Origin of the sequence: Shimia sp. MMG029 (genome assembly GCF_027947445.1) — a bacterium.
Classification (GTDB): Bacteria; Pseudomonadota; Alphaproteobacteria; order Rhodobacterales; family Rhodobacteraceae; genus Shimia.
Genome location: NZ_JAQJIM010000002.1, coordinates 506,529 through 530,983, shown reverse-complemented (window position 1 = coordinate 530,983; position 24,455 = coordinate 506,529). Strand labels below are relative to the sequence as shown.

Annotated in this window: 21 protein-coding genes; 11 read left to right on the top strand and 10 right to left on the bottom strand. The window is 52.7% G+C overall.

Annotated features, from left to right (window positions below; genetic code table 11):
- The first annotated feature begins 2 nt into the window (after positions 1 to 2).
- From PJL69_RS09290 to PJL69_RS09255, 8 genes are all read left to right on the top strand, one after another.
- Positions 3 to 911: an NAD-dependent epimerase/dehydratase family protein gene (locus PJL69_RS09290; protein ID WP_271309392.1), complete on the top strand. Its 909-nt coding sequence runs from the start codon at positions 3 to 5 to the stop codon at positions 909 to 911.
- A 52-nt stretch (positions 912 to 963) separates the two neighbouring features.
- Positions 964 to 2,268, top strand: a complete 1,305-nt coding sequence (locus PJL69_RS09285) for a flippase (RefSeq protein ID WP_271309391.1) — start codon at positions 964 to 966, stop codon at positions 2,266 to 2,268.
- Between the two features lies 1 nt (position 2,269).
- The gene (locus PJL69_RS09280; RefSeq protein ID WP_271309390.1) at positions 2,270 to 3,205 is read left to right on the top strand and encodes a hypothetical protein; all 936 of its coding nucleotides are present in this window, start codon (positions 2,270 to 2,272) and stop codon (positions 3,203 to 3,205) included.
- Between the two features lie 103 nt (positions 3,206 to 3,308).
- Complete coding sequence (locus tag PJL69_RS09275; RefSeq protein WP_271309389.1) at positions 3,309 to 4,370, top strand: hypothetical protein; 1,062 nt, start codon at positions 3,309 to 3,311, stop codon at positions 4,368 to 4,370.
- A complete protein-coding gene (locus PJL69_RS09270) occupies positions 4,367 to 5,419 on the top strand; it encodes a glycosyltransferase (RefSeq protein WP_333781871.1) in 1,053 nt (350 codons plus the stop codon). The genes PJL69_RS09275 and PJL69_RS09270 overlap by 4 nt, the downstream gene beginning before the upstream one ends.
- Entirely contained in the window at positions 5,388 to 6,221 is an 834-nt protein-coding gene (locus tag PJL69_RS09265) for a glycosyltransferase family 2 protein (protein WP_271309387.1), read from the top strand. The genes PJL69_RS09270 and PJL69_RS09265 overlap by 32 nt, the downstream gene beginning before the upstream one ends.
- Positions 6,214 to 7,338 carry an NAD-dependent epimerase/dehydratase family protein gene (locus PJL69_RS09260; protein WP_271309386.1) on the top strand — a complete coding sequence of 375 codons (1,125 nt, stop codon included), beginning with the start codon at positions 6,214 to 6,216 and terminating at the stop codon, positions 7,336 to 7,338. Before PJL69_RS09265 ends, PJL69_RS09260 begins: the two co-directional genes overlap by 8 nt.
- A 457-nt stretch (positions 7,339 to 7,795) precedes the next feature.
- A complete protein-coding gene (locus PJL69_RS09255; protein ID WP_271309385.1) occupies positions 7,796 to 8,719 on the top strand; it encodes a hypothetical protein in 924 nt (307 codons plus the stop codon).
- Positions 8,720 to 8,983: 264 nt separating this feature from the next.
- On the opposite strand, the gene PJL69_RS09250 is transcribed toward PJL69_RS09255, so the two are convergent.
- From PJL69_RS09250 to tsaD, 4 genes are read right to left on the bottom strand one after another with little or no spacing between them, the layout of a single operon-like run.
- A complete protein-coding gene (locus PJL69_RS09250; RefSeq protein WP_271309384.1) occupies positions 8,984 to 9,421 on the bottom strand; it encodes an EVE domain-containing protein in 438 nt (145 codons plus the stop codon).
- Positions 9,421 to 9,696 carry a YciI family protein gene (locus PJL69_RS09245; RefSeq protein ID WP_271309383.1) on the bottom strand — a complete coding sequence of 92 codons (276 nt, stop codon included), beginning with the start codon at positions 9,694 to 9,696 and terminating at the stop codon, positions 9,421 to 9,423. The genes PJL69_RS09250 and PJL69_RS09245 overlap by 1 nt, the downstream gene beginning before the upstream one ends.
- A gap of 2 nt (positions 9,697 to 9,698) precedes the next feature.
- The gene (locus tag PJL69_RS09240; RefSeq protein WP_271309382.1) at positions 9,699 to 10,652 is read right to left on the bottom strand and encodes an NAD(P)H-dependent glycerol-3-phosphate dehydrogenase; all 954 of its coding nucleotides are present in this window, start codon (positions 10,650 to 10,652) and stop codon (positions 9,699 to 9,701) included.
- A complete protein-coding gene (tsaD, locus tag PJL69_RS09235; RefSeq protein WP_271309381.1) occupies positions 10,649 to 11,746 on the bottom strand; it encodes a tRNA (adenosine(37)-N6)-threonylcarbamoyltransferase complex transferase subunit TsaD in 1,098 nt (365 codons plus the stop codon). The genes PJL69_RS09240 and tsaD overlap by 4 nt, the downstream gene beginning before the upstream one ends.
- Before the next feature lie 81 nt (positions 11,747 to 11,827).
- Here tsaD and PJL69_RS09230 point away from each other — a divergent pair, with 81 nt between their 5' ends.
- The 3 genes from PJL69_RS09230 (at position 11,828) to PJL69_RS09220 (ending at position 15,447) form a co-directional block, all read left to right on the top strand.
- Complete coding sequence (locus PJL69_RS09230) at positions 11,828 to 12,535, top strand: uroporphyrinogen-III synthase (RefSeq protein WP_271309380.1); 708 nt, start codon at positions 11,828 to 11,830, stop codon at positions 12,533 to 12,535.
- 73 nt (positions 12,536 to 12,608) lie between these two features.
- The gene (locus PJL69_RS09225) at positions 12,609 to 13,946 is read left to right on the top strand and encodes a COG4223 family protein (RefSeq protein ID WP_271309379.1); all 1,338 of its coding nucleotides are present in this window, start codon (positions 12,609 to 12,611) and stop codon (positions 13,944 to 13,946) included.
- Positions 13,947 to 13,956: 10 nt separating this feature from the next.
- A complete protein-coding gene (locus PJL69_RS09220; RefSeq protein ID WP_271309378.1) occupies positions 13,957 to 15,447 on the top strand; it encodes a heme biosynthesis protein HemY in 1,491 nt (496 codons plus the stop codon).
- Between the two features lie 41 nt (positions 15,448 to 15,488).
- On the opposite strand, the gene PJL69_RS09215 is transcribed toward PJL69_RS09220, so the two are convergent.
- The 6 genes from PJL69_RS09215 to PJL69_RS09190 form a co-directional block, all read right to left on the bottom strand.
- Positions 15,489 to 16,736, bottom strand: a complete 1,248-nt coding sequence (locus PJL69_RS09215) for an NAD(P)/FAD-dependent oxidoreductase (RefSeq protein ID WP_271309377.1) — start codon at positions 16,734 to 16,736, stop codon at positions 15,489 to 15,491.
- Positions 16,737 to 16,806: 70 nt separating this feature from the next.
- Positions 16,807 to 19,245 (bottom strand): hybrid sensor histidine kinase/response regulator, encoded by a 2,439-nt coding sequence (locus tag PJL69_RS09210; RefSeq protein ID WP_271309376.1) that lies wholly within the window; start codon positions 19,243 to 19,245, stop codon positions 16,807 to 16,809.
- 1 nt (position 19,246) lies between these two features.
- Complete coding sequence (locus tag PJL69_RS09205) at positions 19,247 to 20,152, bottom strand: phosphate/phosphite/phosphonate ABC transporter substrate-binding protein (RefSeq protein WP_271309375.1); 906 nt, start codon at positions 20,150 to 20,152, stop codon at positions 19,247 to 19,249.
- A gap of 270 nt (positions 20,153 to 20,422) precedes the next feature.
- Positions 20,423 to 21,544, bottom strand: coding sequence for an ABC transporter ATP-binding protein (locus PJL69_RS09200; RefSeq protein WP_271309374.1), 1,122 nt, complete (start codon positions 21,542 to 21,544; stop codon positions 20,423 to 20,425).
- A complete protein-coding gene (locus tag PJL69_RS09195; RefSeq protein WP_271309373.1) occupies positions 21,537 to 23,213 on the bottom strand; it encodes an alpha-glucosidase family protein in 1,677 nt (558 codons plus the stop codon). Before PJL69_RS09195 ends, PJL69_RS09200 begins: the two co-directional genes overlap by 8 nt.
- A 71-nt stretch (positions 23,214 to 23,284) precedes the next feature.
- Positions 23,285 to 24,448, bottom strand: a complete 1,164-nt coding sequence (locus PJL69_RS09190) for a carbohydrate ABC transporter permease (protein ID WP_271309372.1) — start codon at positions 24,446 to 24,448, stop codon at positions 23,285 to 23,287.
- Between the last annotated feature and the right edge of the window lie 7 nt (positions 24,449 to 24,455).

Here is a 24,455-nt window from a genome sequence, read left to right as displayed (position 1 = left end):
TCATGGAAAATTTAAGAAATTTTACTCCATCACCTTCACATAAAGTGTTGGTTACTGGTGGAGCGGGGCACGTAGGCTCCGGTCTAATTCGTAAGCTCGTAGAACTAGGTTATCGCGACGTTACAAGCATCGACAATTATTCGAACGGCAGGGAATGTAATCATGTTGATGGTTGCAATTATATCTCTGCAGATACACGTGAAGTGTTTGATATTTTCCCAAAAAACGATTTTGACGTAATTTTTCATTTTGGAGAATTTGCGCGCGTAGAGCAAAGCTTTTCGTGTTTAGATGAAGTTTTTCAAAGTAATTATCTAGGCACACTTGCTATGATTAAATTTGCTATGGCTGGGCGCTGTAAGTTCATTTACTCGTGTAGCAGCGCAATCAATTCTATGAATGATCCAGATTTGATTCATTCCCCCTATGTTATTTCTAAGAAATCCAACAGAGATCTGATTAATACATACTTCAAACTCGGTAAATTGCGTGGCGCTGTTGTATACTTTTCAAACGTGTATGGAGGCAACGAACTGGGGACCGGTGCCAATGCAACTGTTGTAGCAAAGTTCATTCGTGCAAAGCTAAACAAAGAACGCGTCGAAATTAGCTCACCAGGGACACAAACTAGAAAGTTCACAGACATTGGCGATCTGATTCGTGGTGTTTTATTGGTTTATCAGTTTGGTGAGGGAGACAACTACTTCATTGCATCAAAGCGTTCTGTATCCATCGTAGAACTCGCTGAAATGATTGGAGTAGAATATCGTATTGTACCCTCTGGGCCCGGCAATAGAACCGAATCCAGTATTGATCATAAACGTATGGAAGCCTTGGGCTGGACAACACAAACTGACATTGAAGACTATATTAAGAATCTTGGCCTTGTTGACTTGGCGATGGAACAGTAGCGACAATGAGTGCTGTTTTTACCGAAGCACCTATGTATCATGAGGTACACGGGTGCTAAAACGTATTTCCATTAACGCAAGTTGGCTTATTCTCGAAAAAGCTGTCCGAGCTTTTTCTACATTGTTTGTTGGCGCCTGGGTTATCCAGCACTTGGGTGCCGAGCGGTTTGGCCACATCGCCTATGCGATTGTATTTGTATCTTTTTTCCAAGCAATCGCAAACCTAGGCATTGAAGGCAACTTCATCCGCGAAATTGTCCATTCTAAAAATCCAGACAAACGTAACACTTCGATTGGGAGCTATCGGCTTTTGGACGAAGACGATTTCAAGACAGAAACACTTGTTTCATCTGTATTGTTGTTGCGGCTATTTACCGGACTAGCCCTTTATCTACTATTATTAGTTATCAATGGCTTGCTAACCGATTGGGAAGCTAGATCCCTGCAAATCACTGCGCTGATCGGATTTATTCTTATATTTCAGGCGGCGGATACTATCGATCTTTTCAATCAGAGCGAACTCGCTTCAAAAAGAACGGCAATTGCAAAAATTGTATCCTATGTGTTTTCAAACGGTTTCAGAATTGTTCTTATATATATCGATGCCGACCTGATCTACTTTGCTGCAGCATATTTTATTGAGGCACTCTCAATTGCAGCGATTCTCACCTACTATTACAAAGTTCGGAATAGTTGGTCGTTCAAACCCGGGTCTATATTTCGTTATTTTGTATTCTTTATTTCAGAAACCTGGCCGGTAATCGTCGCAGCAGTAGCTACTGCTTTGGCGACGCGTATGGATCAGTTCTTGTTGAATTTCTATTTAGGTGAAGAACAGATTGGTCTGTACTCTGCCGCAATTCTGTTTGGTTCGGCGACATTTTTTTTGCCAGCAATTATCTGCGGAAGCGCAATGTCTACGGCAACAGAACTCAAACTACAGGACGAGGTAGAGTACCGCAGCATACTTCGAAAAGTCTATGTATTGAATGTCTCAATGGCTTTTTGCGTAGCGATCGCCACCTATGTTTTTGCGGAGTTAGTGGTCCTTTCGTTTTATGGTCCAGAGTTTTCTGAGAGCGCCAATGCGCTGAAAATCTATGCGATATTGAATATTCCCGTTTATATCGGCATTACTCATAGCCTCTGGATTGTAAACGATCGCAAACTTCATTTCTTGTTGTATCGCGCACTTATCGGAGCAGTGCTCACAATAGTGTTCTGTCTCTTCCTCATTCCCGTCTATGGAATGATTGGCGCTGCAGTTTCAATTTTGATTTCGCAATGCGTATCGGAAATATTGGTTCCTTACTTACTAAATCGTACGCAGTTCAACCAGATCCTCATGAGAGTCTAAAATGCATCACAAAACTATTGACTGCCCTATCCTCCTTATTGCGTTTAATCGTCCAGATGAGACTTTAGTAATACTGAACGAAATCAAGAAGGCCAACCCGCCGCGGCTTTATGTTGCGCTGGACGGCGCTCGTGCCGGCAATGAAAGTGATACCAAAAACTGTAAAGAAGTTCGGAAAATTATCGAAGAATTCGAGCTGGATGGCACACTAAAGATACAGCAACAGCCGCACAATCTTGGATGCCGCGACGCAGTTGTTGCGGGTATAGACTGGTTCTTTGAAAATGAGGAATTGGGAATAATTCTCGAAGACGATATTGTTCCACATGAAGCTTTCTTCACCTTTTTGCCGGAAATGCTCAAGAAATATGAAGCGGAAAAAGATATCAAAGCGGTTCTAGGATTTAATGTAAACGGGCAGAATGTGAAGAGTGACGACTACTTTTTCTACGAGGGCTTTTATCCTTGGGGATGGGGGTGCTGGCGGGATCGATGGGTGAATTATAGTAAAGATAAGTTCGACTTGAATTGGCTCAAGCAAGAGCGTTCAAAGCGATCAAAGTATCGCTATCTTCTTGATTCCTTAGTACTAAACTTGTCCTTGATTAGAAAAGGCTGTCTCGACACATGGGACTACCAATTCATGTATATGATCTTTAAGGAAGGTGGAAAAACCATCGCGCCTTATGCGAATATGACGAAGAACATCGGTGTAAACGGCGCACATTCGACAAACAATGAACTAAATTTTGAGTACGGTAAAATAAGTTCCGACGTCCAATTTGATGCTCAGGAAGTCAATATTGATGAGCGTCTCAATGCTTTGTTTCTACGAGAGCACTACGACAATCGGCGGATAGTAAGGCTTAAGAAGATCGTTCTAAGCTTGGGTCTCTACCCTTCGCTGAGACGTTTGTTTAAAACACTCAGTCGTTGACCTTCTAGAAAAGCCGTGTTCAGTGCACCAAACATCATCGTTACAGAAGCTGTGACTCTGTTCCGCCCGCTAAATGACGTCTCTCTCAAGATCAGGTTGACTCGTGCCTACAAAAGTCATCATCGCTGATGTTCTCAATAGATTTGAAGCCCATCGCGAATTCAATGAACAAGTTATTAATTTTCAACTTGCACGTTTTGGTGAAGCGATGGGCGTGTTCCACAATAGTGTGAAATACGTAGATAATAGACCCAATCTTCACTTGCTACGCAGGATAAACATAGATTCGAGCACCTTTTTTTATCGATGGCTAGGTGTGCTGTTTGTACTGACTTGGCTATTGGTCAAAGCTGATCGCAAGGCTCCAATTATTATTTTACACCTGCCGCCTTTGGCCTTGCTTTACCTGTGTGCGTTGAATTTCATTCTAGCGCGCGATCTCCACGTATACCTACACGGCGAACTTCGCTATCTCGTGGATGCTGCAGGTAAAGGACAAAAATTTGGAGCCATGTGTTTACGCGTTGCCCTGCAAGAAGGCCGAAGCGGAGTGAAGAAAATTTGCCTGAATGACGGATTGTTTGAGAACTTGCTCGCTACAACTACCGTCAATAGGGCGCTTGTAACTTTCCGGCCGTCTTCGGAGATAGCGTTGTCTGACAGAGGCTCATTTCAATACAATCCTAAAGCGCGCGTTCTCTTGATGACCGGGGCAATAGGTGCCCAAAAGGGAGCCAATTTTTTTAATGAGCTCACTTACAGTAGGTCTCTATGTGCAGAATTTTGCCTACGAGTGGAAGGTAAGTTTGATGCAGACTTATCGGAGGAAGATTTTCTATCACCGATTTCTGCTCGGCGACGCACTGATTTCATTCCACAAGACGAATATGAAAGTCTGCTCGCCAGCGCCAGTGTTGTCTTTATACCTCAGTTATTTTGCCCAGGATACGAACTCGTACACAGCGGCATGATCGAAACCTGTTTGCGTTTAGGAATTCCGTTGATTACCAAACGCACGACATCACTTGGTGCAATCGAGGAGCGTTGCGGAAAAATTGGTGTGTTGTTAGATGATATCAATGATTTGCGAAAAATATCTGCAGAAGATCTATCCCCAAACAAACTTGGCTCATACCACCGAAACATCGAACGAATGCAGCAATGAAGCAAATTGATATCGTAGTACTAGATGCATCTCTGACGGGAGGGATAGAAAGCTTCGCAAGACGCCTGTGTGCGGCTTTCCGAGAGACCGGAATGTCTGCTCGTATCATTTCGCTCTACTACCAAGCCGACCTAGATCTAAAATCCGAAGATATTGTTGTTTTAAACCCGGTTGGGGTACAACAAGCGGGAAGATTTAGCCTCTTTAAAACCGTCTGGCAGCTACGTAAAATTACGCAAAATTCGGTTATCATACATACTTTCAACAATATCTTTATTTTTTCAGCTCTGCTTAACTTCAGTTCTTTGAAAAGAACCGTATACACAGAACATAGTAGTTTCGATGCTGTTCGACCACATGTGAGATTCATGCTGAATTGTCTTGTCGGATTTTGTAGTAGCCTCGTTTGCCAGACAGACTACTCCCGAAAGAAGTACAGCAGAGTGCATCGCAAAAATCTCGTCAAAATTCCGCCCTCGTATGTAGAGATTGATAGAAATTTGCCTTTGACCAAAGAGAGTGGACTACAAATCGCTTTCGTGGGACGCCTAGAGCAATCGAAAGGCGTGAACGACTTTATCAAAGTTTCTGAAACTCTGATTAGTTTGAACCCTGACATCAGAGTGCATATATTTGGGGAAGGAAGTTTTGTTGCTGAGGTCGATGCATTTTGCAGTAGTTCTCGAGCAAAAGGCAGAGCTACCTATCATGGGTTTAAAAACACATGGTACGAGACTGTGAGAGGGCTTGATTTCCTATTTATCCTTTCAAGCTCTGAGTCCTTCTCCATCGTTGGAATAGAAGCAGCTGCCCAAGGGGCGGCATTGGTGATGTATAATGACTTGATCGGGCCCAAAGACTATACGACAGAGGAAACATCAATAGAAATCTCACGTGACCTTTCCTACGCAAGTATCGAAAGATTACATCAGCAGATGGTATCGCTGCGCTCAAATCCCATTTGTGCAAATCGCTGCGCCCAAAGCGTTCAATCCTATAACAAAGATGCATTTCAAAATGATTGGAGTGCAATTGTTCGAGATGTATAGAGTAAGCGTTATCGTTCCCTACTATAACAATGCAGACACAATCCATCGATGCGTTCGCTCTATCTTTGAACAAGAGCCTGATTCAAAGTTTCAAATTGTTGAGGTCATTGTGATAGATGACGGAAGTTCAATTCCCTGTCCAGCATTTGAAGATCGCTCTTACTCGAACACGGTGTTAAAACTGGTTCGCAAGCCCAATGGAGGTGCTGCGTCGGCTCGAAACTATGGTCTTGATCGAGTAGATTCTCCCGATTTTGTTGCTTTTCTAGACGCTGATGACGCTTGGTATCCCGAGAAAACGCGTCTTATGATAGGTGAAATGCTAGCCAACAATGCCGCTATAGCGGGTTCTCTTTCTGTATCCCATACCTTCTATCGTTCTGATCCCTCGCAAAACACTATCCTTGTTCGTTTTTGGGATCAGCTTAAAACAAATCGATTTTTGACTTCGACGACGATTATTGATGTTCGTGGAATGGAAATAGACGAGATACATTTCCCAGAAGATCAGTGGTACGCAGAAGAAGGTGACGTTTTCCTCAAGATTTTGCACGGAAAAAAGGGCATATTGGTAAACCAAGTTCTTATTGACTATTCGTCAGGAAAAGCCGCGTTCGGACAGGCTGGAGCGAGTGCGAAGCTCTGGAAAATGCAGGCAGGTGAAATTCGGAACTACTATCGAGTTTGCAAGAGGGGGCATATGTCGTTTTGCCTCTTACCGCCGTTTTTGGTCTATTCGTTTTTGAAGTACATCCGACGAGTGCTAATTACACAACTTAAAAGGGAAAATAAACGTGCCTAAAGATGACTATGTCCTTGTTACCGGAGCAGCGGGTTTTATAGGGCACTACCTCGTAAATAGACTTGCCGGCGAACACAGGTTGGTATGCCTTGATAGCTTCGATCCGCAAATACATGATGGCAAGCGTCGTACGGATGAAACCGATATCCTTGAGTTCGATATTGCCACAGATGATTTTTCGCAACTTGACGCCTATGGTAAACCAAAAGCAATCATCCACCTTGCCGCAAAGACCGGCACGGGGCAGTCGATGTATGAATTGGAAAACTACTACAAGACCAATATTACTGGATCTGCAAGAGTGTTGGATTTTGCGCTCAAAAATCAAGAAAGCATGCAGCATTTTCTTTTTGCATCTAGCCGGTCAATCTACGGCGAAGGGCTTTATTCTTGCCAAGAATGTAACTCTGACGGTTTCCTTGGACAACGTTTGGTAGAAAATCTACGCGAAAATCAGTTCGAAGTAAAATGCCCGAGTTGTGGCAGCAATGCTCGAGCGATCGCAACGACGGAAAACTGTGCAGCAAATTCCGCATCACACTATGCTCTGACCAAAGCTGCAACTGAGCAGGCGATAAGTATTGCCTTTGCAAATTCAGATGTAACCCACTGTTCTTTGCGTTTTCAGAATGTATACGGCATCGGCCAATCTCTCAACAATCCCTACACCGGTGTGCTCGGAATATTCGCATCGCTTGCACGCAAAGGACAAGATATTAGCGTCTACGAGAAAGGTAAGATCTCACGCGACTTCGTAAGCGTAGTTGATATCGCTGAAATCCTAAAACGCTCCCTGGAAAAATCAGAATTGCCTGCCAGTTTGAACGTTGGCACAGGCATAGCTCAACCCCTTAAAACAGTCGCACAATCTATGGTAAGTCACTACAAGTCTCGCAGTGATATCCACGTTACTAATGCGTTTCGCTTTGGCGATATTGCAACAAACTTTGCCGATCTGACGAGATTTCGCTCCTTTTTTGGGCAATATGACTTTAGAAAATTTGACGATGAACTGCCAGCCTATCTTGATTGGGTAGCCGATATGGGCGGAATGGACATGAACAAATTCGATGCCTCTGTGAGGGAGCTTAGAAAGTATGGGATCTACTCGGAGTGACCTGCTTTGAACTTATCAAATCTGACTTCGAAAACTTGAGAAAGTTATCGGAGCGCAGTCCGTTCAGTATTCTTACTAGCCGTATGTTTATTTCAACAACCTTGATCCGTCTAAACACATCGGAAAAGTTTGTCGCGAAATTCATCGGGAAAATCACGCTTCAATGGTTCTTCAATATTGAAGTGGCGTCGCAAGCAAAAATCGGTCCTGGGTTGTTACTCCCTCACCCATGCAATATCATTTTCGGATGCGCGGAGATTGGAAAGAACTGCACCGTAATGCAAGGTGTTACACTTGGTGCGTCGAAAGTAGACTTCGGCTTCGATGCTACGAGCAGGCCTAAGATAAGTGAAGAGTGTTTTTTGGGGGTGAATTCCGTGATCCTCGGCGGCGGCAGTATGGAACCAAGAACCGTAGTCAAGCCGAACTCCTTCATACACTTGAAATCTAAAGTAGCATGACACAAAGAAAACTTCTCATCGTCGCTCCGGATGTGTTCAGCATCTTGAACTCTGTTGTATCCTTTTTCGAAAGCAGAGGGTTTGATGTCGTTTTTTTGGACGATAGAAATAGTCAGGGTTTTATTCGCAACGTTATTTTGCGTTTCCTGCGTTCTTTTTACTTCGCACTCTTTTCAAGAGAGATAGATAGTCGTATCGAAAAAATCGCCGATGACTTCGACAAAATTGTCATAATTAATGGCGAAGGATATGATATCCATCATCTTCTCGAAATACTAAAAAAAGGCGAGCAAGTTTCATTCTACACTTGGGACTCAGTTAACAACAAAAAGTATCTGAAACACTTCTTTGAAGTGCTTGGAGACAAGATGCACTTTATCGGAACCTTTGACAAAATAGATTCTGAAAAATTCAATATCTGTTACAAGCCTTTGTTTTCTGCGAAGATTGATAAACCTGCATCTTCCACTAGATACCAATATTCCTTTATAGGAACAATGCATTCGGAAAGGTTGAAATTTATCTATGATTTTTTGCGAGATGGCAAACAAGATTCGACACAAGTCTATGTAGCTCTATATTGTAAAAATATCGCTACTTATCTATTTCACATGATGATGAACCTTGGATATTTGCGTGCTTACGTTAGTCTCGTCAAAATCGGTTTTCTACCCTTATCCGATTTTGAGAAAATTATGTCTGCAAGCGAAATTGTATTGGACTATTCACATCCAAAACAGGCAGGTCTAACCCATCGATGCGTTACCGCTTTACGCAACGGCAAGAAGGTGCTCACGAACAATCCGAATCTCGCAAACTCAAAAACGGTAGATTTAAATGGGCGAGAATACTTCCTGATAACGCCAACGGAGACGGAAAAAGCAGAATTTAGTATCGAAAATTGGGCTTCTAAGTTTTGAAATCTTTCGAATTATTGATCAGCCCCACCTTATGGTCTAATTTGAATGCTAATGTATGATTGGCTTGGGTTCCATCGGTATGATGACCCCCCGGGGCTGGCGGCGGGTGACCCATGGTTGAGCTGGGACTTCCTGCGGAAACGGGCACTGCCAGACCTTCAGAGCAAAGCTTTGTCATGAACTGCTGAACGGCGAGATTTTCGCTGCGTTCGCTCCTCATCCCAGCTGTGAACTTTTACCGGAATTCTCTAGCTAAAATTGATTCTACATTCGGTTGGCAGTGTACAGTGTGACGCCACCCATCTCACAAACGATGGCCCATTCTTCGGCGGTGACAGGTTGCACGGACAGGCGGGAGCTTTTCACCAGCGCCATTTCGGTGAGGCGCGGATCGTCCTTGATCATGGCAAGCGTCACCGGTTTGGGCACCGGGGCAATGGCCTTGATGTCCACACATTCCCAGCGGTCATCATCTGTGGTGCTGTCTTGGTGCGCAGCAGCGCAGACCTCAATGATCCCAACCACGGATTTCTCTTTTTGGGAGTGATAGAAAAAGCCGCGGTCTCCCACGGCCATTTCTCGCATGAAATTGCGCGCCTGATAGTTGCGCACGCCGTCCCATTCTTCGCCAACCTCGCCTTTGGCGACCTGTTGCGCCCAGCTCCAGGTGGAGGGTTCAGATTTGAACAGCCAATAGCGCATCAGCCCAGCACCTTGTTCCAGGCTTGCAGGGTCACGCTCTCAAACAGGCCCGCCGCTTTATAGGGGTCTGCCGCGGCCCAGGCTTCTGCTTCGGCCATATCTGCGACGTTCAGGATGATCAGCGAGCCGCACATGTCGCCAGCGTCATCCAGAAACGGGCCCGCCATCATGATCGTGTCGCCAGAGCTTTTCAGATAGGCCACGTGATCGTCACGGTTGGCCTTGCGGATGTCCAATGCGCCGGCTTTGTCTTTGGCGATGAGGGCGATCAGCATGTTTATTCCTCCTTGGGTGGTCTTGAGAGCAACATTTCCATGGCGTCGCGGATTTGCAAGCCCCCATCGAGGATTGCGACCACGGCTGCGGTGATGGGCATGTCTGTGTTCAGGGTGTTTGCACGGGCGAGCGCCGCGCGGGCGGTGGCGGCGCCTTCGACGGTCACGGACGCATCAAAGCTGTCGCCCCGGCCGAGAGAAAGGCCAAAGCTGTAGTTGCGCGATTGCTCCGATGAGCAAGTCAGGGTGAGATCCCCAAACCCGGACAGCCCGGCCAGCGTGTCGCCCTGCGCACCCAGCGCACGTGCCATCCGCACCATTTCCGCATAGCCACGGGTCATCAGCGCGGCACGGGCGCTGTCGCCCAGCCCCGCGCCGATGGCGATGCCACAGGCAATGGCGATCACGTTTTTGAGGGCACCGCCCAGCTCAGCACCCACCGTATCGGTGGTGCGGTAGATACGCAAGTTGGGCGATATCAGTCTCTGTTGCAGCGCTTTTCCGGTGTCTTCATCTGGGGTGGCCAATGTCAGGGCCGTGGGCAGTCCGCGCGCGATGTCGGCGGCAAAACTTGGTCCGGTGAGGATCGCAGGCGTGGCATTGGGCAGCACATCACGGATCACCGCCACGGGGCCAAGTTCTGTGCCCAGCTCCACCCCTTTGCAGCAGGCCACAAGGGTGCGGCCAGAGAGCTCTGGATGGGTTGTAAGCACGCCACGCAGTTTTTGCATGGGAACAGCCAGCAGGACTGTATCACAGAGCGTATCCGCAAATTCAGCTGTAACAGAGACTGAGTCAGGCAAAGTCACGCCCGGCAGACGGGGATTTTCGTGTGTCTCTTGCATCGCCTTGGCGGCTTGGGCATCGCGTGCCCAAAGGGTGACATTGGTGCCGCCTTTGGCAAAAGCCACGGCAAGCGCGGTGCCAAACGCGCCAGCGCCCAGAACGGAGATCATGCTTTGGCCCCTTTTTTGCCTGAGCCCAGCAACGCCGGTGCCGACTGATCCAGCGGCCAGCGCGGGCGGGCGGCGAGGGACATATCATCTTGATTGCCCGCTTGATAGCGCTCCAGACCGGCATAAGCGATCATGGCGGCATTGTCGGTGCAGAGCGCCAGCGGCGGGGCAGTGAAGGTCACATCAAGATCGGTACAAACAGTCTCTAACCTTGCCCGAATGGCCGTATTTGCCGCCACGCCACCGGCCACAGCCAGAAGAGGCTCAGAAGGATTTTCTGCCAGATAGCTCTCCAGTGCGCGGCGGGTTTTTTCGGCCAGCACGTCCACCACAGCGGCCTGAAAGCCTGCGCAAAGGTCGGCGCGATCCTGCACTGTCAGCCCGCCTTTGTCCGCGATGATCGCGTCGCGTTGACGTAGAAGTGCGGTTTTCAGACCAGAGAAGGACATGTCACATCCGGGACGATCCAGCAGCGGACGCGGGAAGCGGAACCGCTTGGCGTCGCCTTTTTCGGCTTCTGCCTGCACCGCCGGGCCACCGGGCTGCGCCAGGCCCAGAAGACGCGCGGTTTTGTCAAAAGCCTCGCCGGGGGCGTCATCAATGGTGCCCCCAAGGCGGGAAAATTTCTCAGGGCCATGGGCAATCAGAAACTGGCAATGCCCGCCCGACACCAGAAGCATCAGATAAGGAAAGGCCACCTGATCGGTCAGGCGCGGGGTCAGGGCGTGCCCGGCAAGATGGTTCACACCAACAAGTGGAATGCCAAGGCTGGCCGACAGCCCTTTGGCACACATCACACCGGAAATCACCCCGCCAATCAGCCCCGGCCCTGCGGTGACGGCAATGGCATCCAGCTCTTTGAGGGCCACGCCAGAGGACTCCAATGCCTGCTGCACACAGACATCCACTTTCTCCGCATGCGCGCGCGCAGCAAGCTCGGGCACCACCCCGCCATAAGGCGCATGCAGGTCGGTTTGCCCATGCACCACAGAAGCAAGGATTTCTGCAGGCCCGCCCGCAGGCTGGCGCAGGATCGCGGCGGCTGTGTCATCACAGCTGCTTTCAATGCCAAGAATGGTGAGCGTTTCTGTCATGGCGGCTTGGTCCTTGCCGTTGCGCGTGGGTTCTGTCGCAGGTAACACCTCCCTGTGGCTCAAACAATCCCGGTGGCATTTATGGCGCACAGGCCCGCAACGATTTTGCTGACCCGCCCGCAGGCAGATGCCGCGCGGTTTGCACAGCGCCTGCGGGCGCATGGGGTGACGGCCCCGATTGAGATATCCCCAATTGTAGAGATTGTGCCAACCGGCGCTCACGTTGATTTCACAGAGACCACCGGCGCTGTGTTTAGTTCGCGAAATGGGGTGGCGATGGCGCCGGCGCAGGATCTGCCTGCATGGTGTGTTGGTGCGGCCACGGCTGAGGCTGCGGTTGCTAGGGGCTGGCAGGCAGTTGCGGCGGATGGGGATGCTGAAGCGCTCTATGCGCGAATTTTGGCCGATGCCCCACGCGGCCCGCTTGTGCATTTCAGAGGGACGCTGTCGCGCGGTGACCTGGCCGCGCGTCTGACATCCGCAGGGATCAAAACGCAAGAGACGGTGGTGTATGATCAGGTGCCCGTTGATCTCACCGAGGCTGCAAAATCGCTTCTAATGCGTGAAAACTCCCTCATAGTGCCTTTGTTTTCGCCCAATGCGGCGGCTGTGTTCAGCCGTCAGTTGCGCACGCTGGAGGGCATAGCGGCTCCGATACATGTGGTTGCGATCAGTGCCGCCACGCAAGAAGCACTGGGCGATTTGCCTTGCGAACAGGTTGTTTTGGCGGCGAAAAAACAGGCGAATGCCATGGCAGATGCGATCACGAGACTGTTGGACGCAGTGTGACGCATTGAGCGAGCCGCCGCCCTCGCCTAGATTGGTGCTGCATTTGCAAAAAACGGATTCGAAAGGGTGACCTGTGGGGACCACGGATAAGTCGGACAAGCCAAACAAGGATCAGGTTGACGCCACAGAGGCGGAACAGGTGATCGAAGACGCAGAGATCGTGGAGGACCACACGGCTCAGCAGGTTGCGGAGGAAGGCACCGACGCTGTGGCGGAGGCCTCTGACGAGGATCCGGTCGAGATAAAGGAACCGGTTGAAGCGCCAGAGCCTGAAGCGGCGGTGGATCCAGAGCCTACCGAAGATGCGCCTGCAGATGACGAAAGCGATACAGAAGCAAACGACGCAGAAGACGGTTTGGATACGCCTGACGAGACCGCCCCTAGCGTGGATGCTGTCGAAACGCTGCCAGCACCAGACACAACGCAGGAGCCTCAAAAACGCGCGGGCTTTGTGCCCATGGTTCTGGGCGGTGTTGTGGCCGCCGCAATTGGGTTTGGCGGGGCTGTCTATTTTGGCGATCAACTGGGGCTGGGTGGCGACACCAAGGCAGCAATTGCAGAGCTGACCGCGCAGCTTCAAGCGCAGAGCGCGACTTTGGCAGAGCTAGATGGCGAGATCGGGGCCAGCGGTGACACCGCAGGTGCTGCACAGAGTGCCGCGCAAGCTGCCGCTGGTGAGCTGGAAACCCTGCGCGCCGCCCTGGAGAGCCAAACCAGCGAGCTGGGCACGCTGGCCGAGGCTGTCGCTACTTTTGAGGCGCGTCTGACCGATATTGAAAAGCGCCCATTGAACGAAGGCTTGGGCGCTGCCGCGATTGCGGCCTATGAGCGGGAAGTCAAAGACCTCAAAGAGCTGGTGGCTGCGCAGAAAGCCGAGGCTGCCGAGTTGAAAGACCGGGCGGATCTCTCTGCAAAAACTGCTTTGGCGCGCTCTTCCGTGGCCCGCATTGTCGCCGCGCTGGACAGTGGTGCATCTTACAGCGGCGCTCTGGTGGATCTGCGTTCCGCAACGGGGCAGGAGGTTGCGCCCGTGCTTGCGCAATTCGCCGATGAGGGCCTTGTCACGCTGGCCGCGCTGATTGAAAGCTACCCTGAGGCCGCGCGTGCGGCGCTGGCCAAAGCGCGTGCAGATAAGGTGGACGAAGGGCAGGGCAACCGGCTTGGCAATTTCTTCAAAACCCAATTTGGCGCACGCTCTGTTGAGGCCCGCGAAGGCAGCGACACCGACGCCATTCTCAGCCGGGCGGAAGCCGCGCTGAAAACCGGCGATCTCACCGCCGCGCTGGGCGAGATAGCGACATTGGCCGAGGGGCCGAAATCCGTGATGGCAGACTGGGTTGCACAGGCGCAGACCCGGGCTGATGCCACACAAGCTGCCGAAGATCTGGCACAAACCCTAAACAGTAACTGAAGGTCATTTTATGCTCTGGTCCCTGATCAAAATTATTGCGTTTGTTGCCATTGTCACCGGGCTGACCTTTGGCTCGATTTACCTGCTTGAAAGCGAAGGCGGCGTGATGCTGACCGTGGGCGGGGTGGAATACAGCCTTGGCCCGTTCCATACCGCACTTGCGCTGACCGCTCTGGTGGCGGCTGTCTGGGTTGGCATCAAGCTTTTGGGCTTGCTGGTGGCGGTTCTGAAGTTCCTCAATGGGGATGAAACCGCGATCAGCCGCTATTTTGACCGCAATCGCGAGCAAAAAGGCTACAAAGCGCTGTCTGACAGCGTCATGGCGCTGGCGTCAGGTGAGGGGCGCATCGCGATGGACAAAGCACGCCGGGCCGAGCGCCTATTGGCGAAGCCAGAGCTTACGAACCTGATTGTTGCGCAGGCCGCAGAGATGCACGGCGACACTAAGAAGGCCGAAGAAACCTACAAAAAGCTGCTGAATGACGAAAGCACGCGGTTTGTGGGGGTGCGCGGGCTGATGAAGCAAAAGCTGGCCGCAGGGGACACCGATGTGGCGTTGAAACTTGCGGAAAATGCCTTTGCGCTGAAACCCCGCCATGAGGAAGTGCAGGACACCTTGCTACGGCTTCAGACCGAAAGCAAAGACTGGACTGGCGCGCGTGGCACACTGAACGCGAAGCTGCGCCACGGCAGCCTGCCGCGGGATGTGCATCGCCGCCGCGATGCGGTTCTGGCGCTGTCGGAAGCCAAAGAGGTGATCGCCGAGGACAGCTCTATTGAGGCGCGTGAACAGGCGATCGAGGCCAACCGCCTGTCGCCTGATCTGATCCCGGCGGCAGTTCTGGCCGCGCGCAGCTATATCGAAAAAAGCAAACCGCGTTACGCCACGCGCCTGCTGAAAAAGGCGTGGGATGCGCAGCCGCATCCGGATCTTGCAGCCGCCTTTGCAGAGATTGCCCCGGAGGAGACGCCAGAGGCGCGCATCAAACGCTTTGGTGCATTGGTGAAAAACACAGCTGATCATGATGAGAGCAAGATGCTATTGGCTGAGCTCTACATTGCGGCAGAGGATTTTCCTGCGGCGCGTCGTGCGCTGGGCGATCTTTATGAAACCAACCCCACCCAGCGTGCGCTGACCATCATGGCCGCGGTTGAGCGGGGCGAGGGTGCTGGGGACGCGGTTGTAAAAGGCTTCCTTGCCAAAGCCCTCAGCGCGCCACGCGGGCCGCAATGGGTGTGTGACAACTGCAGCCATATCCATGCTGAGTGGTCGCCCACTTGTGAAAGCTGTCACAGCTTTGACACGCTGGCTTGGGTTGCACCACCGGAGGTCGAAGGCCAGAGCCAATCCAGCGCTGCGATGCTGCCGCTGATTATTGGCGCGTTGGAGGACAAATCTTCTGAGGATGAAGAGGTCGTCGAGGCGGAGGAAGATGTGGTCGATGCCACCCCTGTTGACAATGAGAGCGCACAGACAGAGAGCGCGCGCACGTCTGTCTGATCTATTAAAAGCATACGGCGCCCGCTGAAACGCGGGCGTTTTTACCCAAACCGCTGGGGATGATAGGGGGCCAGGTCGATATTCGGTGTCCGACCAGAGATCAGATCTGCCACCAGCCGCCCAGTTTTTGCCCCACCCGTCAGGCCAATGTGCTGGTGCCCAAAGGCGGCATAGACCCCACTGCTGCCGATCTCGCCAACCATCGGCAGGCTGTCAGGCAAGGTGGGGCGAAATCCCAGCCATTCTTCCTCGCTGTCTGCTGTCAGATCGGGAAACACCTCCGCCACCTTGCGGCGCAAAAGCGCCAACGGTGCCTTGGATTTTTGATCTGACAGGCCGCCAAATTCCACAATGCCGGCACAGCGCAGGCCCTGATCCATTGGCGTTGCCACAAATTTTGCGTCGGCAATCATCACAGGATGATTGGTGCGCACAGATGGGTTGCGGTAAGTGACGTGATAGCCGCGTTCCACTTCCAAAGGCACAGCAATGCCCAGCTTCCGCGCCAGAGATTTTGACCAGATGCCAGAAGAGAGCACCGCGCGGTCACAATCAAACCGGCCCTGATCCGTGAGTACGCCTGTGACCTGTCCGCCGGTCATCTCAAAGTCATGCACCGCTGTTTGCACAAACCGGCCACCCATCTCTGTGAACGTGTCGACCAGCGCCTGCACGTAGGAGCCGGGGTTGAGGATAAACCCATGCGCCTTGTTGACCGCAAGCAGACGGATCTCTGAACTCAGGATTGGTTCAATTTCCTGCACTGCGGCGCCCTCGACCAAATCGGGGACAAATCCCATGTCCGCCCGCATGTCCCAGACATATTTGTCCTTCTCAAAGGCTGCGCGGTCCTTGTAGGCAAACAGATAGTCGGTCTCCTGAATCCAGCGCTCCGCTGGGGTGCCTGCGGCCAGCGCTTTGTGCTGCTCCACACTGTCACCAATCAGATGGCTTAGGGCCTGGGTGATGTTGCGCACACGGGTGTGATCGGAGTGGCTGATGAATTTCAGAAGCCAAGGAAGCAGACGGGGCAAATGCGCCCATTGCATGAACAAGGGAAACTCTGGGTCACGCAAATAGCCCGGAGCCTTCGTTGCAATCCCCGGCGTTGCATTGGGCAGAATGGCACAGCTGGCGAGCAAGCAGGCGTTGCCATAGGACGCCCCCATGCCAGGCGATGCCTTGTCAACAAGCGTGACCTCACACCCTGCGCGGCGTAGCCAAAGTGCGGTGGCCGCGCCATTGATGCCCGCGCCGACCACAACGATGTTCTGTTTTGAGTGTGTCATGCTTATTCCCTTGCAACCTTTGGAAGTGTTGCCGGGTTAAGCGCGACTTTTCAACAGTTTGTCGCTGATTTCAAAGTTCAGCGATGATTGTCTTAAGTTCCTGCAGCTTGATGGGCTTTGCAATATGCGCATCCATACCGCTGTTGAGGCAGGCTTCGCGATCTTCCGGTGCAGAGTGCGCCGTCAGCCCGATAATCTGGCTGCGCGCAACACCTTTGAGTTCCTCCAGAGCGCGGATTTCTCGCGTTGCTTCCAACCCGTTCATCACCGGCATGCTCACATCCATCAACACCAGATCTGGTTTGTGTTTCTGGAAACGGTTGATCGCCTCTTCACCATCGTTTGCGGAAAAATGACTGACTCCCAACCGGGTGAGGTACACTTCGATGAGCTTCCGGTTGGTTTTGTTGTCATCCACAATCAGAATGGTCTTGCGGTTCGGCTCGTTAGAAAGCTCTTGTGCGACGGGTTTGGGCGCGACGCGGGGCTGTTCAAAAGACGAGGTTGCGACAGTGTCTTCGACTTCCATTTCGTCAGGCAGCAGCGCCAGCAGCAATTTGCGGGTGTTCACAGGTTTCAAGAGTTCCGCATCCGCCTGCATGATCGCCTCGATTTCGGGCGACAACCCTTCGTTGATCGGCTTTACCACAATGAGCTGTGCCTTTTCGCGGCTTTGAGCAGCTTTGATTTCCGTGAAAAGCTTGCTCTGCTCCATGTCCGGCATGGTGGTTTCTGTGATGATCACATCGTAGGGGGCATCTGATTGCGCTGCATCGCTTAGGCTCGTAAGCGCCGCATTGGCTGTCTCAAACGTATGTGGCTCCGCGCCCCATTGCTTCAGGGTTTCTTTCACAACAAACAGAGCTGTTGGTTCGGACTGCATCACCAGAACCTTGAGCCCTTCCAGATCGACGCTGTCTTCGGATTGCAGCGGAGGTGGGGCCTCTGGTGAGACAATCGGAACAGTAAAGCTGAAAGTGGTGCCGGTTCCAATCTCGGACTTTGCCCAAATGCGCCCCCCCATCAATTCGATAAAGCCTTTGGCGATGGCCAGGCCCAATCCCGTGCCCTGATGACGGCGACTGTAGGATCCATCCACCTGCGTGAACTGATCAAAGACCGTTTCAAGCTGACTTTGGGGAATGCCAATACCGGTGTCGCAAACGTCCACCTGCATCACGTCGCGCCCATCCTCTGTCTTCAGCGTGGCGTTGATCAGCACATAGCCTTCTTCGGTGAACTTCAAGGCGTTGCCAACCAGGTTGATAATAATCTGCTGTAGGCGGGCATCGTCACCCACCAGCGATTTTGGCAATGTAGGTTCGATGCGGGTGATCAGGTCCACGCCCGCAGAAGCGGCTTGAAACGCCAGCATTTGAGCAGTGTTTTCAATGACTTCGCTTGGGCGAAAGACCTCTTCGCGCAGGACCATATGCTTGCCGTCAATTTTGGAGAAATCCAAAATGTCGTTGATGATGGTCAGAAGTGTAGAGCCGGAACTGTGTATCGATTCCAGCAGGTCTTTCTGATCATTGGACAAATCCGTGTCCGCCAACAGTTCGGCCATGCCAAGTACACCGTTCATTGGTGTGCGGATTTCATGGCTCATCCGCGCCAAAAACTGCGATTTTGCTTTCTCTGCGGCTTGTGCCTGCTCCGCGGCGACCTGCAGCTCTTTGTTCTTGGCGTTCAAGTCGCGCCCGGAAAGCTCCAGTTTGGTCTGCGTATCTTCAAGCGACTGCACCCAGGCCCGGAGGTTGCCAAGCATCAAGTTGAAGCTGTTGGCGAGACCTTCCACCTCATCATTTGTGCGAATGACAATGGATTGGTTCAGGTTGCCCTTTGCGGCGCGTTTGGTCGCGCTATTGAGCCGCGCCAAAGGTTCGGTCAACCGTCGGGACACCCAGATGCTGAGCAGAACACCGGTCAAGGTAAAGAACACGCCAAACAGCATGTTGCGGCGCAGCACCAGGCTCACTTCATTGTTGGCCGGTGCGCCGTCCAGATCAAACCGAATGGTGCCATAGTTCACGTTCCCATAGATCACGGGGACCGCGACCTGAATGACGCTGTTCTCTGACACGATCTTTTTGACTTTTGATTCCGAGGTCTCCGCAATAATCGGATCGTCGACGCGGCTGAGAAACAGCGCATTTGAGTCCTCTTCGCCGTTCACCAGAAGATATCCGTTCGGATCCACAAACTTCAGGCTCAATATGTCTGGCTGGCGCAACAATTCCTGATAGATAATGTCCAGCTCTGCCGGACGCCCCTCAAAGAGATAGGGCAAGGTGACTTCCTGTATCAGAATGCCAAGTGCATCAGAGCGTTCGGCAAATCGTGTGCGGACAAGTTCCAACTGCGTTAGTGTGTTCAGGTAAATCAGCGTTGTCACAAACGCACCGATCATGATCCCAAAATACAACGTCATCCGACGGCCAAGGCCATAGGTCAGCGATTGCCATGTCTTTGACAAAGGTCGCAGAAGCGGATTCTTAGGCGCGGACACCTTACTTGATCCCCGCAGCGGACAGATCATCCAAAATCATATTGATCCGCGCAAAAAGCGGATTGGGGCCTTTGGGAAAATCCTCAAACCCGCTTGTATTTTCAAGCTTGCGCAGCACGTGTCGACCTTCTTCAGTTTCCGGCATGGCCAGCAGTATGGCACGTAGATCGGACAAAATATTGGCATCCATATTGTCGCGATACAGCAAAACCTGTCGCGGAAATTGAGAAGAGCTCGCCACGATGCGATATTCTCCGGGCCGCGCTTCGCGCAAGCTCAGAAGGGAGTCAAGGCTCACCGCCGCGGCATCAACACGATCTGTGGCAATTTGATAGATTGTGTTCTTTTCATGTGACGAAAATCTGAAGTTCACCTCGCCGGGTCGCGCCAGCTGTTCACGGCTCATAATTTCTCTGAGCCCAAGGCCATTTTTGACAATGATATGGGCCGGCAGCAAATAGCCAACACAGGAGTCTGGCTCCGTGAATGCGATGGTTTTGCCCTCGAGATCTGTGACTGTTGATATGCCGCTGTCCTTATGGGCGATAATGACGGAGTAATGCGCGCTCGATCCTTGCTGCAGGCGGCGCAGAAAGGGCTGCGCACCGGACATCCTGGCAACCTTGCCCGCCACGAGCGGGCTGTCGATAAAAATATCCACTTCATTGCGCCTGATCGCGTCAGCCATCTGATCGGCGGTTGGCACCACCATCAGGCGCACATTCTTGATCTCTGTGCCCCGCATTTCTCGCTCGATATGCGCCGCAAAGGGTTCATAGATTTTCATTTGGGTGCGGATGCCCTGATTCATGGTGCCAATTGTCAGGGTCTCAGCCACCAGTTTGATCGGCACCAAACATGCCAACATGGTGGCAACACGTAATATCAGGCGGGCGAGACGAGACATGACAATAGGACCCATGACAAGAAGGAGCCGGATGAACACAATGGCTTACGGGTATGCAGCAGAGGTAAAGATAGTGTTGAAACCTTTGCTGCACCACAGCAAAACAGGTCAATCTGAACAGTTTGGCCTGAATTAACAGCGGTTTCAGTCAGGTCGTGCCGATGTGATTCTAAATCGGTGCGTTTCATTGGCAAAGTCTGCAATGAAATTGTCCACCGCACCACAGTTTTGCAGTGTTGGTCACGTTCCGTAATGGCAACCGTTTGCGGTTCAATGCGCTTTCGTTGCGATTTCTTTGATCGGACGGTCGCGATACAGCAGTGATTGTGTATCTGCGAAAACATGAATTTTGCTTGGATCTGCCGTCAATGCCACTTGCTGGCCCTTAAGATCTGGGTGAATGCCCTGCAGTTTCCCAATGATCGGATCCGCACCCCCTTGCGGCTGAAAATAGAGCAGTGTGACCTCTCCCAGTGCTTCGGTGATATTGACTTTACCGGTGAAAAGCGCTGGGCCGTCGGTTGTCACCAGATCCTCGGGGCGCACGCCGATGTTGACGGCACGCCCTATGTCGTCCGGGCGCGACGGCACGGTCGAAGTGGCAGTGCCGCCCGCATCCAGCGTGACGGTGGTGATCTCGCCTGTGCCCGTGATTTTGCCGGGCAGCAGGTTCATGGCTGGAGAGCCGATGAACTGCGCAACAAACTCATTTTCCGGGCGCTCATAAAGCTCCAGCGGCGTGCCAACCTGCGCAATGCCGCCACCGGCAAGCACCACAATGCGCGAGGCAAGCGTCATCGCTTCCACCTGATCATGGGTCACATAGACCATGGTGCTGTCAGGCATGCTTTCCTTGAGCTGCGCAATCTCGATGCGGGTGGCCACCCGCAGCGCTGCATCAAGGTTGGAGAGAGGCTCATCAAACAGGTAGACCTTTGGATCGCGTACTATCGAGCGGCCGATGGCCACACGCTGGCGTTGCCCGCCAGAGAGTTCTTTGGGCAGGCGATCCAGCAGATTGTGCAGCTGCAGGGTCTTGGCTGCCTTCTCCACACGCTCGTTGATCTCCGCTGTGCTCATCTTCGCGATCTTGAGCGCAAAGGACATGTTTTCGCGCACGGTGAGATGCGGATAAAGCGCGTAGGATTGGAACACCATGGCGATGCCGCGCTGGCTGGGCGGCACATCGTTGACCAATGTGCCGTCAATTTCCAGCGTGCCACCGGTGATATGTTCGAGCCCGGCAATCATCCGCAGCAAGGTGGATTTGCCACACCCCGACGGGCCGACAAAGACGATCAATTCGCCTTTCTCGATCTCCAGATCGATGTTGCTCAATACATTCACCTGGCCATAGGACTTGGCCACATCTTTGAGAACCAGATCAGCCATGTCCGCTTTCCTCGCTGTTTTGCGATGTGTTAGAGACTAATGTGACCACAAAGACCGCCTGCCATCCGGGTAAGGTGACGGTGTTGCCATCACGGCTGACGGTGAAGGGGGCTTTGGCCTCCACTTTCCAGGCGCCGCTGGGCAGATCAAAACTTTGGTCTTTGTCAGACAGGTTGAAGGCACAGATCGCGCGGGTGCCATTGTGGCTGCGCTCAAACCGGATGTGGGTGTCATCGGCGTGGATCAAGGTGAAATCCCCCTTGGCCAGCGCAGGCACGGTTTTGCGGAAGGCAATCAGGCGGCGGTAGAAATTCAGCATTGAGCCGGAAGCCTCTTCCTGAGCGTCAACCGACAGCGCCAGATGCTCAGAGGCCACCGGCAGCCATGGCTTGCTCTCTGAGAACCCGCCATTCTGATTGTCAGACTTCCACACCATGGGCGTGCGACAGCCGTCACGCCCTTTGAACTTCGGCCAGAAACGGATGCCATAGGGATCTTGCAGATCGTCAAACGCCACATCGGCCTCCGGCAGGCCCAGCTCTTCGCCCTGATAGATGCAGGCGGAGCCGCGCAGTGACAACAAAAGCGCCGCATAGGTGCGCTGGGCCGCATCGGACAGCGCCCAGCGGGAGCCATGGCGCTCCACATCGTGGTTTGAATAGGCCCAACAGCCCCAGCTGTCCTGCGAGAAGCTTTCCGCCTTTGCCATCACTTCGGCGATGCGGGTGCCGGTGGGATGCACATGGCCAAGCAGGGCAAAATCATAGGCCATATGCAGCTTGTCCCCGCCGCCGGTGTATTCTGCCTGAATTTCGCTGCCGCGATGGGAATCTCCCACCTCACCCACGGTGGTGATCGCGTCATATTCATTCAGCAAATCCCGCAGATCGCGTAGGAAGTCGAGGTTTTCCGGCTGGTTTTTGTCATGCAGGTGATCCTGATGATTATAGGGGTTCACTGCTGGCGCGATATTGTCGTTGCGCTGATCCTCGGGCAGGGGCGGGTTGTCGCGCAGCGCTGCGTCGCAATAGTAAAAGTTCACCGTGTCCAGACGGAAGCCATCCACGCCGCGCTCCAGCCAGAAGCGAGCCACATCCAGCAGCTCTTGCCGCACCTCTGCGTTGTGGAAGTTGAGGTCCGGCTGTTCCTTGAGGAAGTTGTGCAGGTAATACTGCATCCGCGCGGTGTCCCATTGCCAGGCCGGGCCGCCAAAAATCGACAACCAGTTGTTGGGCGGCGTGCCATCAGGTTTGGCATCGGCCCAGACATACCAATCGGCTTTGTCATTGCTGCGGTCGGCGCGGCTTTCCACAAACCAGGGGTGCTGATCAGAGGTGTGGCTCAGCACCAGATCGATGATGATCTTGAGGCCCAGCTCATGCGCTTTGGCAATCAGCGCGTCAAAATCCGCAAGCGTGCCAAACATCGGATCGACATCGCGGTAATCTGAGACGTCATAGCCAAAATCCAGCATGGGTGAGGTGAAGAACGGCGAGAGCCAGATGGCATCCACGCCAAGGCTGGCCACATGGGGCAGGCGCTGGATGATGCCGGCCAGATCCCCAATGCCGTCGCCGTTGCTGTCCTGATAGGAGCGCGGATAGATCTGATAGATCACCGCACCGCGCCACCAGTCTGGGTCTGTGATGAGAGCGGTGTCTTGGGTCATGTTCGGGTCCTGATATGTCATCGGGTCGTCCTAGGTCTTGGCGGCATTTTTGCCGTGTTAGGGTCTGTTTGTTATTTCACTGAGCCGGCCAGCAGGCCGCGCACGAGATAGCGTTGCATGGCAAAAAACACGCAGAGCGGTGCCACGATGGAAACAAAGGCCGCGGTGGCGAGGATCTCCCAATTGCCGCCACGGGTGCCCAGCAGCTCTACAATCTGATTGGTCATCACCGTGGTGTTGCCGGTGGCATCAATCAGGAAGACTTTGGCCACCAGCAGGTCATTCCAAGTCCAGAGGAATTGCAGGATTGCAAAAGAGGCCAGCGCAGGGAAAGACAGGGGCAAGATGATCTTGGTGAAGATCTGAAAATCCGTGGCCCCATCCACTTTGGCGTTCTCGATGATGTCTTTGGGTAGCCCCGCCATGTAGTTGCGCAAGAGGTAGATCGCGAGCGGCAGGCCGAAGCCTGTGTGGGCCAGCCAGACGCCAAGATAGCCTTTGCCGATGCCGATGTTGAGGTGCAGCTTCAACAGCGGGATCAGCGCCAGCTGCAAGGGCACCACCAAGAGGCCCACCACCGTCGCAATCAACAGCACACGGCCCGGGAACTCCATCCAGGCCAGCGCATAGGCGGCGAAGGCGGCGATCAGAATTGGGATGATTGTGGCCGGAATCGTGACTGTTAGCGTGTTGAAAAACGCTTTGGCCATGCTGTCATTGCTGTTGCCGGAAAAGAGCACCTGATCATAGTTCTCAAGCGTAAAGTCCGGCGGCAGGGTAGCGGTGATGAACACCCGTTGGCCGCGTTTGCGCAGCTCTTCGGTGGAGGTGAAGCGATAGGTCCCCGCCGCGTCCATGGTGAAGGTCTTCTCATCTTTGGAAAACGTCGCCATCTCGCCCACCGCAAAGGCGTCCACCGCTTTGGAGGACACGCCAAACCGCGTGATGGTGATGCCCGGCGCGGGCCCATCCTCAGCCTCCTCAAGCAGATTACCTTCAACCACCCAGAGGTCGCCCTCCTGCATTGCGGCCTCCGCCCCACCGGTGCGCAGTTGCACGACCTGCTCTGCCGAAAACAGGGATTTCCACCATCCCGAGGCAGAGATCTGATCTGCGGTGCGGAAGGAGGACACCAACAAACCAACGGTGGGGAAGAGCCACAGCGCCACAAGCAGCACGACCGAGATATTAACGGCCCAGCTAAGAGCGGATTTGCGTCCTACGATATTGTCCATCGTCACT

Excerpts from the sequence above, each read along its gene's own strand:
- PJL69_RS09290 (WP_271309392.1), top strand. The coding sequence starts at position 3 with ATGGAAAATTTAAGAAATTTTACTCCATCACCTTCACATAAAGTGTTG.
- PJL69_RS09280 (WP_271309390.1), top strand. The coding sequence starts at position 2,270 with ATGCATCACAAAACTATTGACTGCCCTATCCTCCTTATTGCGTTTAAT.
- PJL69_RS09270 (WP_333781871.1), top strand. The coding sequence starts at position 4,367 with ATGAAGCAAATTGATATCGTAGTACTAGATGCATCTCTGACGGGAGGG.
- PJL69_RS09265 (WP_271309387.1), top strand. The coding sequence starts at position 5,388 with ATGATTGGAGTGCAATTGTTCGAGATGTATAGAGTAAGCGTTATCGTT.
- PJL69_RS09255 (WP_271309385.1), top strand. The coding sequence starts at position 7,796 with ATGACACAAAGAAAACTTCTCATCGTCGCTCCGGATGTGTTCAGCATC.
- PJL69_RS09250 (WP_271309384.1), bottom strand. The coding sequence starts at position 9,421 with ATGCGCTATTGGCTGTTCAAATCTGAACCCTCCACCTGGAGCTGGGCG.
- PJL69_RS09245 (WP_271309383.1), bottom strand. The coding sequence starts at position 9,696 with ATGCTGATCGCCCTCATCGCCAAAGACAAAGCCGGCGCATTGGACATC.
- PJL69_RS09240 (WP_271309382.1), bottom strand. The coding sequence starts at position 10,652 with ATGATCTCCGTTCTGGGCGCTGGCGCGTTTGGCACCGCGCTTGCCGTG.
- tsaD (WP_271309381.1), bottom strand. The coding sequence starts at position 11,746 with ATGACAGAAACGCTCACCATTCTTGGCATTGAAAGCAGCTGTGATGAC.
- PJL69_RS09230 (WP_271309380.1), top strand. The coding sequence starts at position 11,828 with ATGGCGCACAGGCCCGCAACGATTTTGCTGACCCGCCCGCAGGCAGAT.
- PJL69_RS09220 (WP_271309378.1), top strand. The coding sequence starts at position 13,957 with ATGCTCTGGTCCCTGATCAAAATTATTGCGTTTGTTGCCATTGTCACC.
- PJL69_RS09215 (WP_271309377.1), bottom strand. The coding sequence starts at position 16,736 with ATGACACACTCAAAACAGAACATCGTTGTGGTCGGCGCGGGCATCAAT.
- PJL69_RS09205 (WP_271309375.1), bottom strand. The coding sequence starts at position 20,152 with ATGTCTCGTCTCGCCCGCCTGATATTACGTGTTGCCACCATGTTGGCA.
- PJL69_RS09200 (WP_271309374.1), bottom strand. The coding sequence starts at position 21,544 with ATGGCTGATCTGGTTCTCAAAGATGTGGCCAAGTCCTATGGCCAGGTG.
- PJL69_RS09195 (WP_271309373.1), bottom strand. The coding sequence starts at position 23,213 with ATGACCCAAGACACCGCTCTCATCACAGACCCAGACTGGTGGCGCGGT.
- PJL69_RS09190 (WP_271309372.1), bottom strand. The coding sequence starts at position 24,448 with ATGGACAATATCGTAGGACGCAAATCCGCTCTTAGCTGGGCCGTTAAT.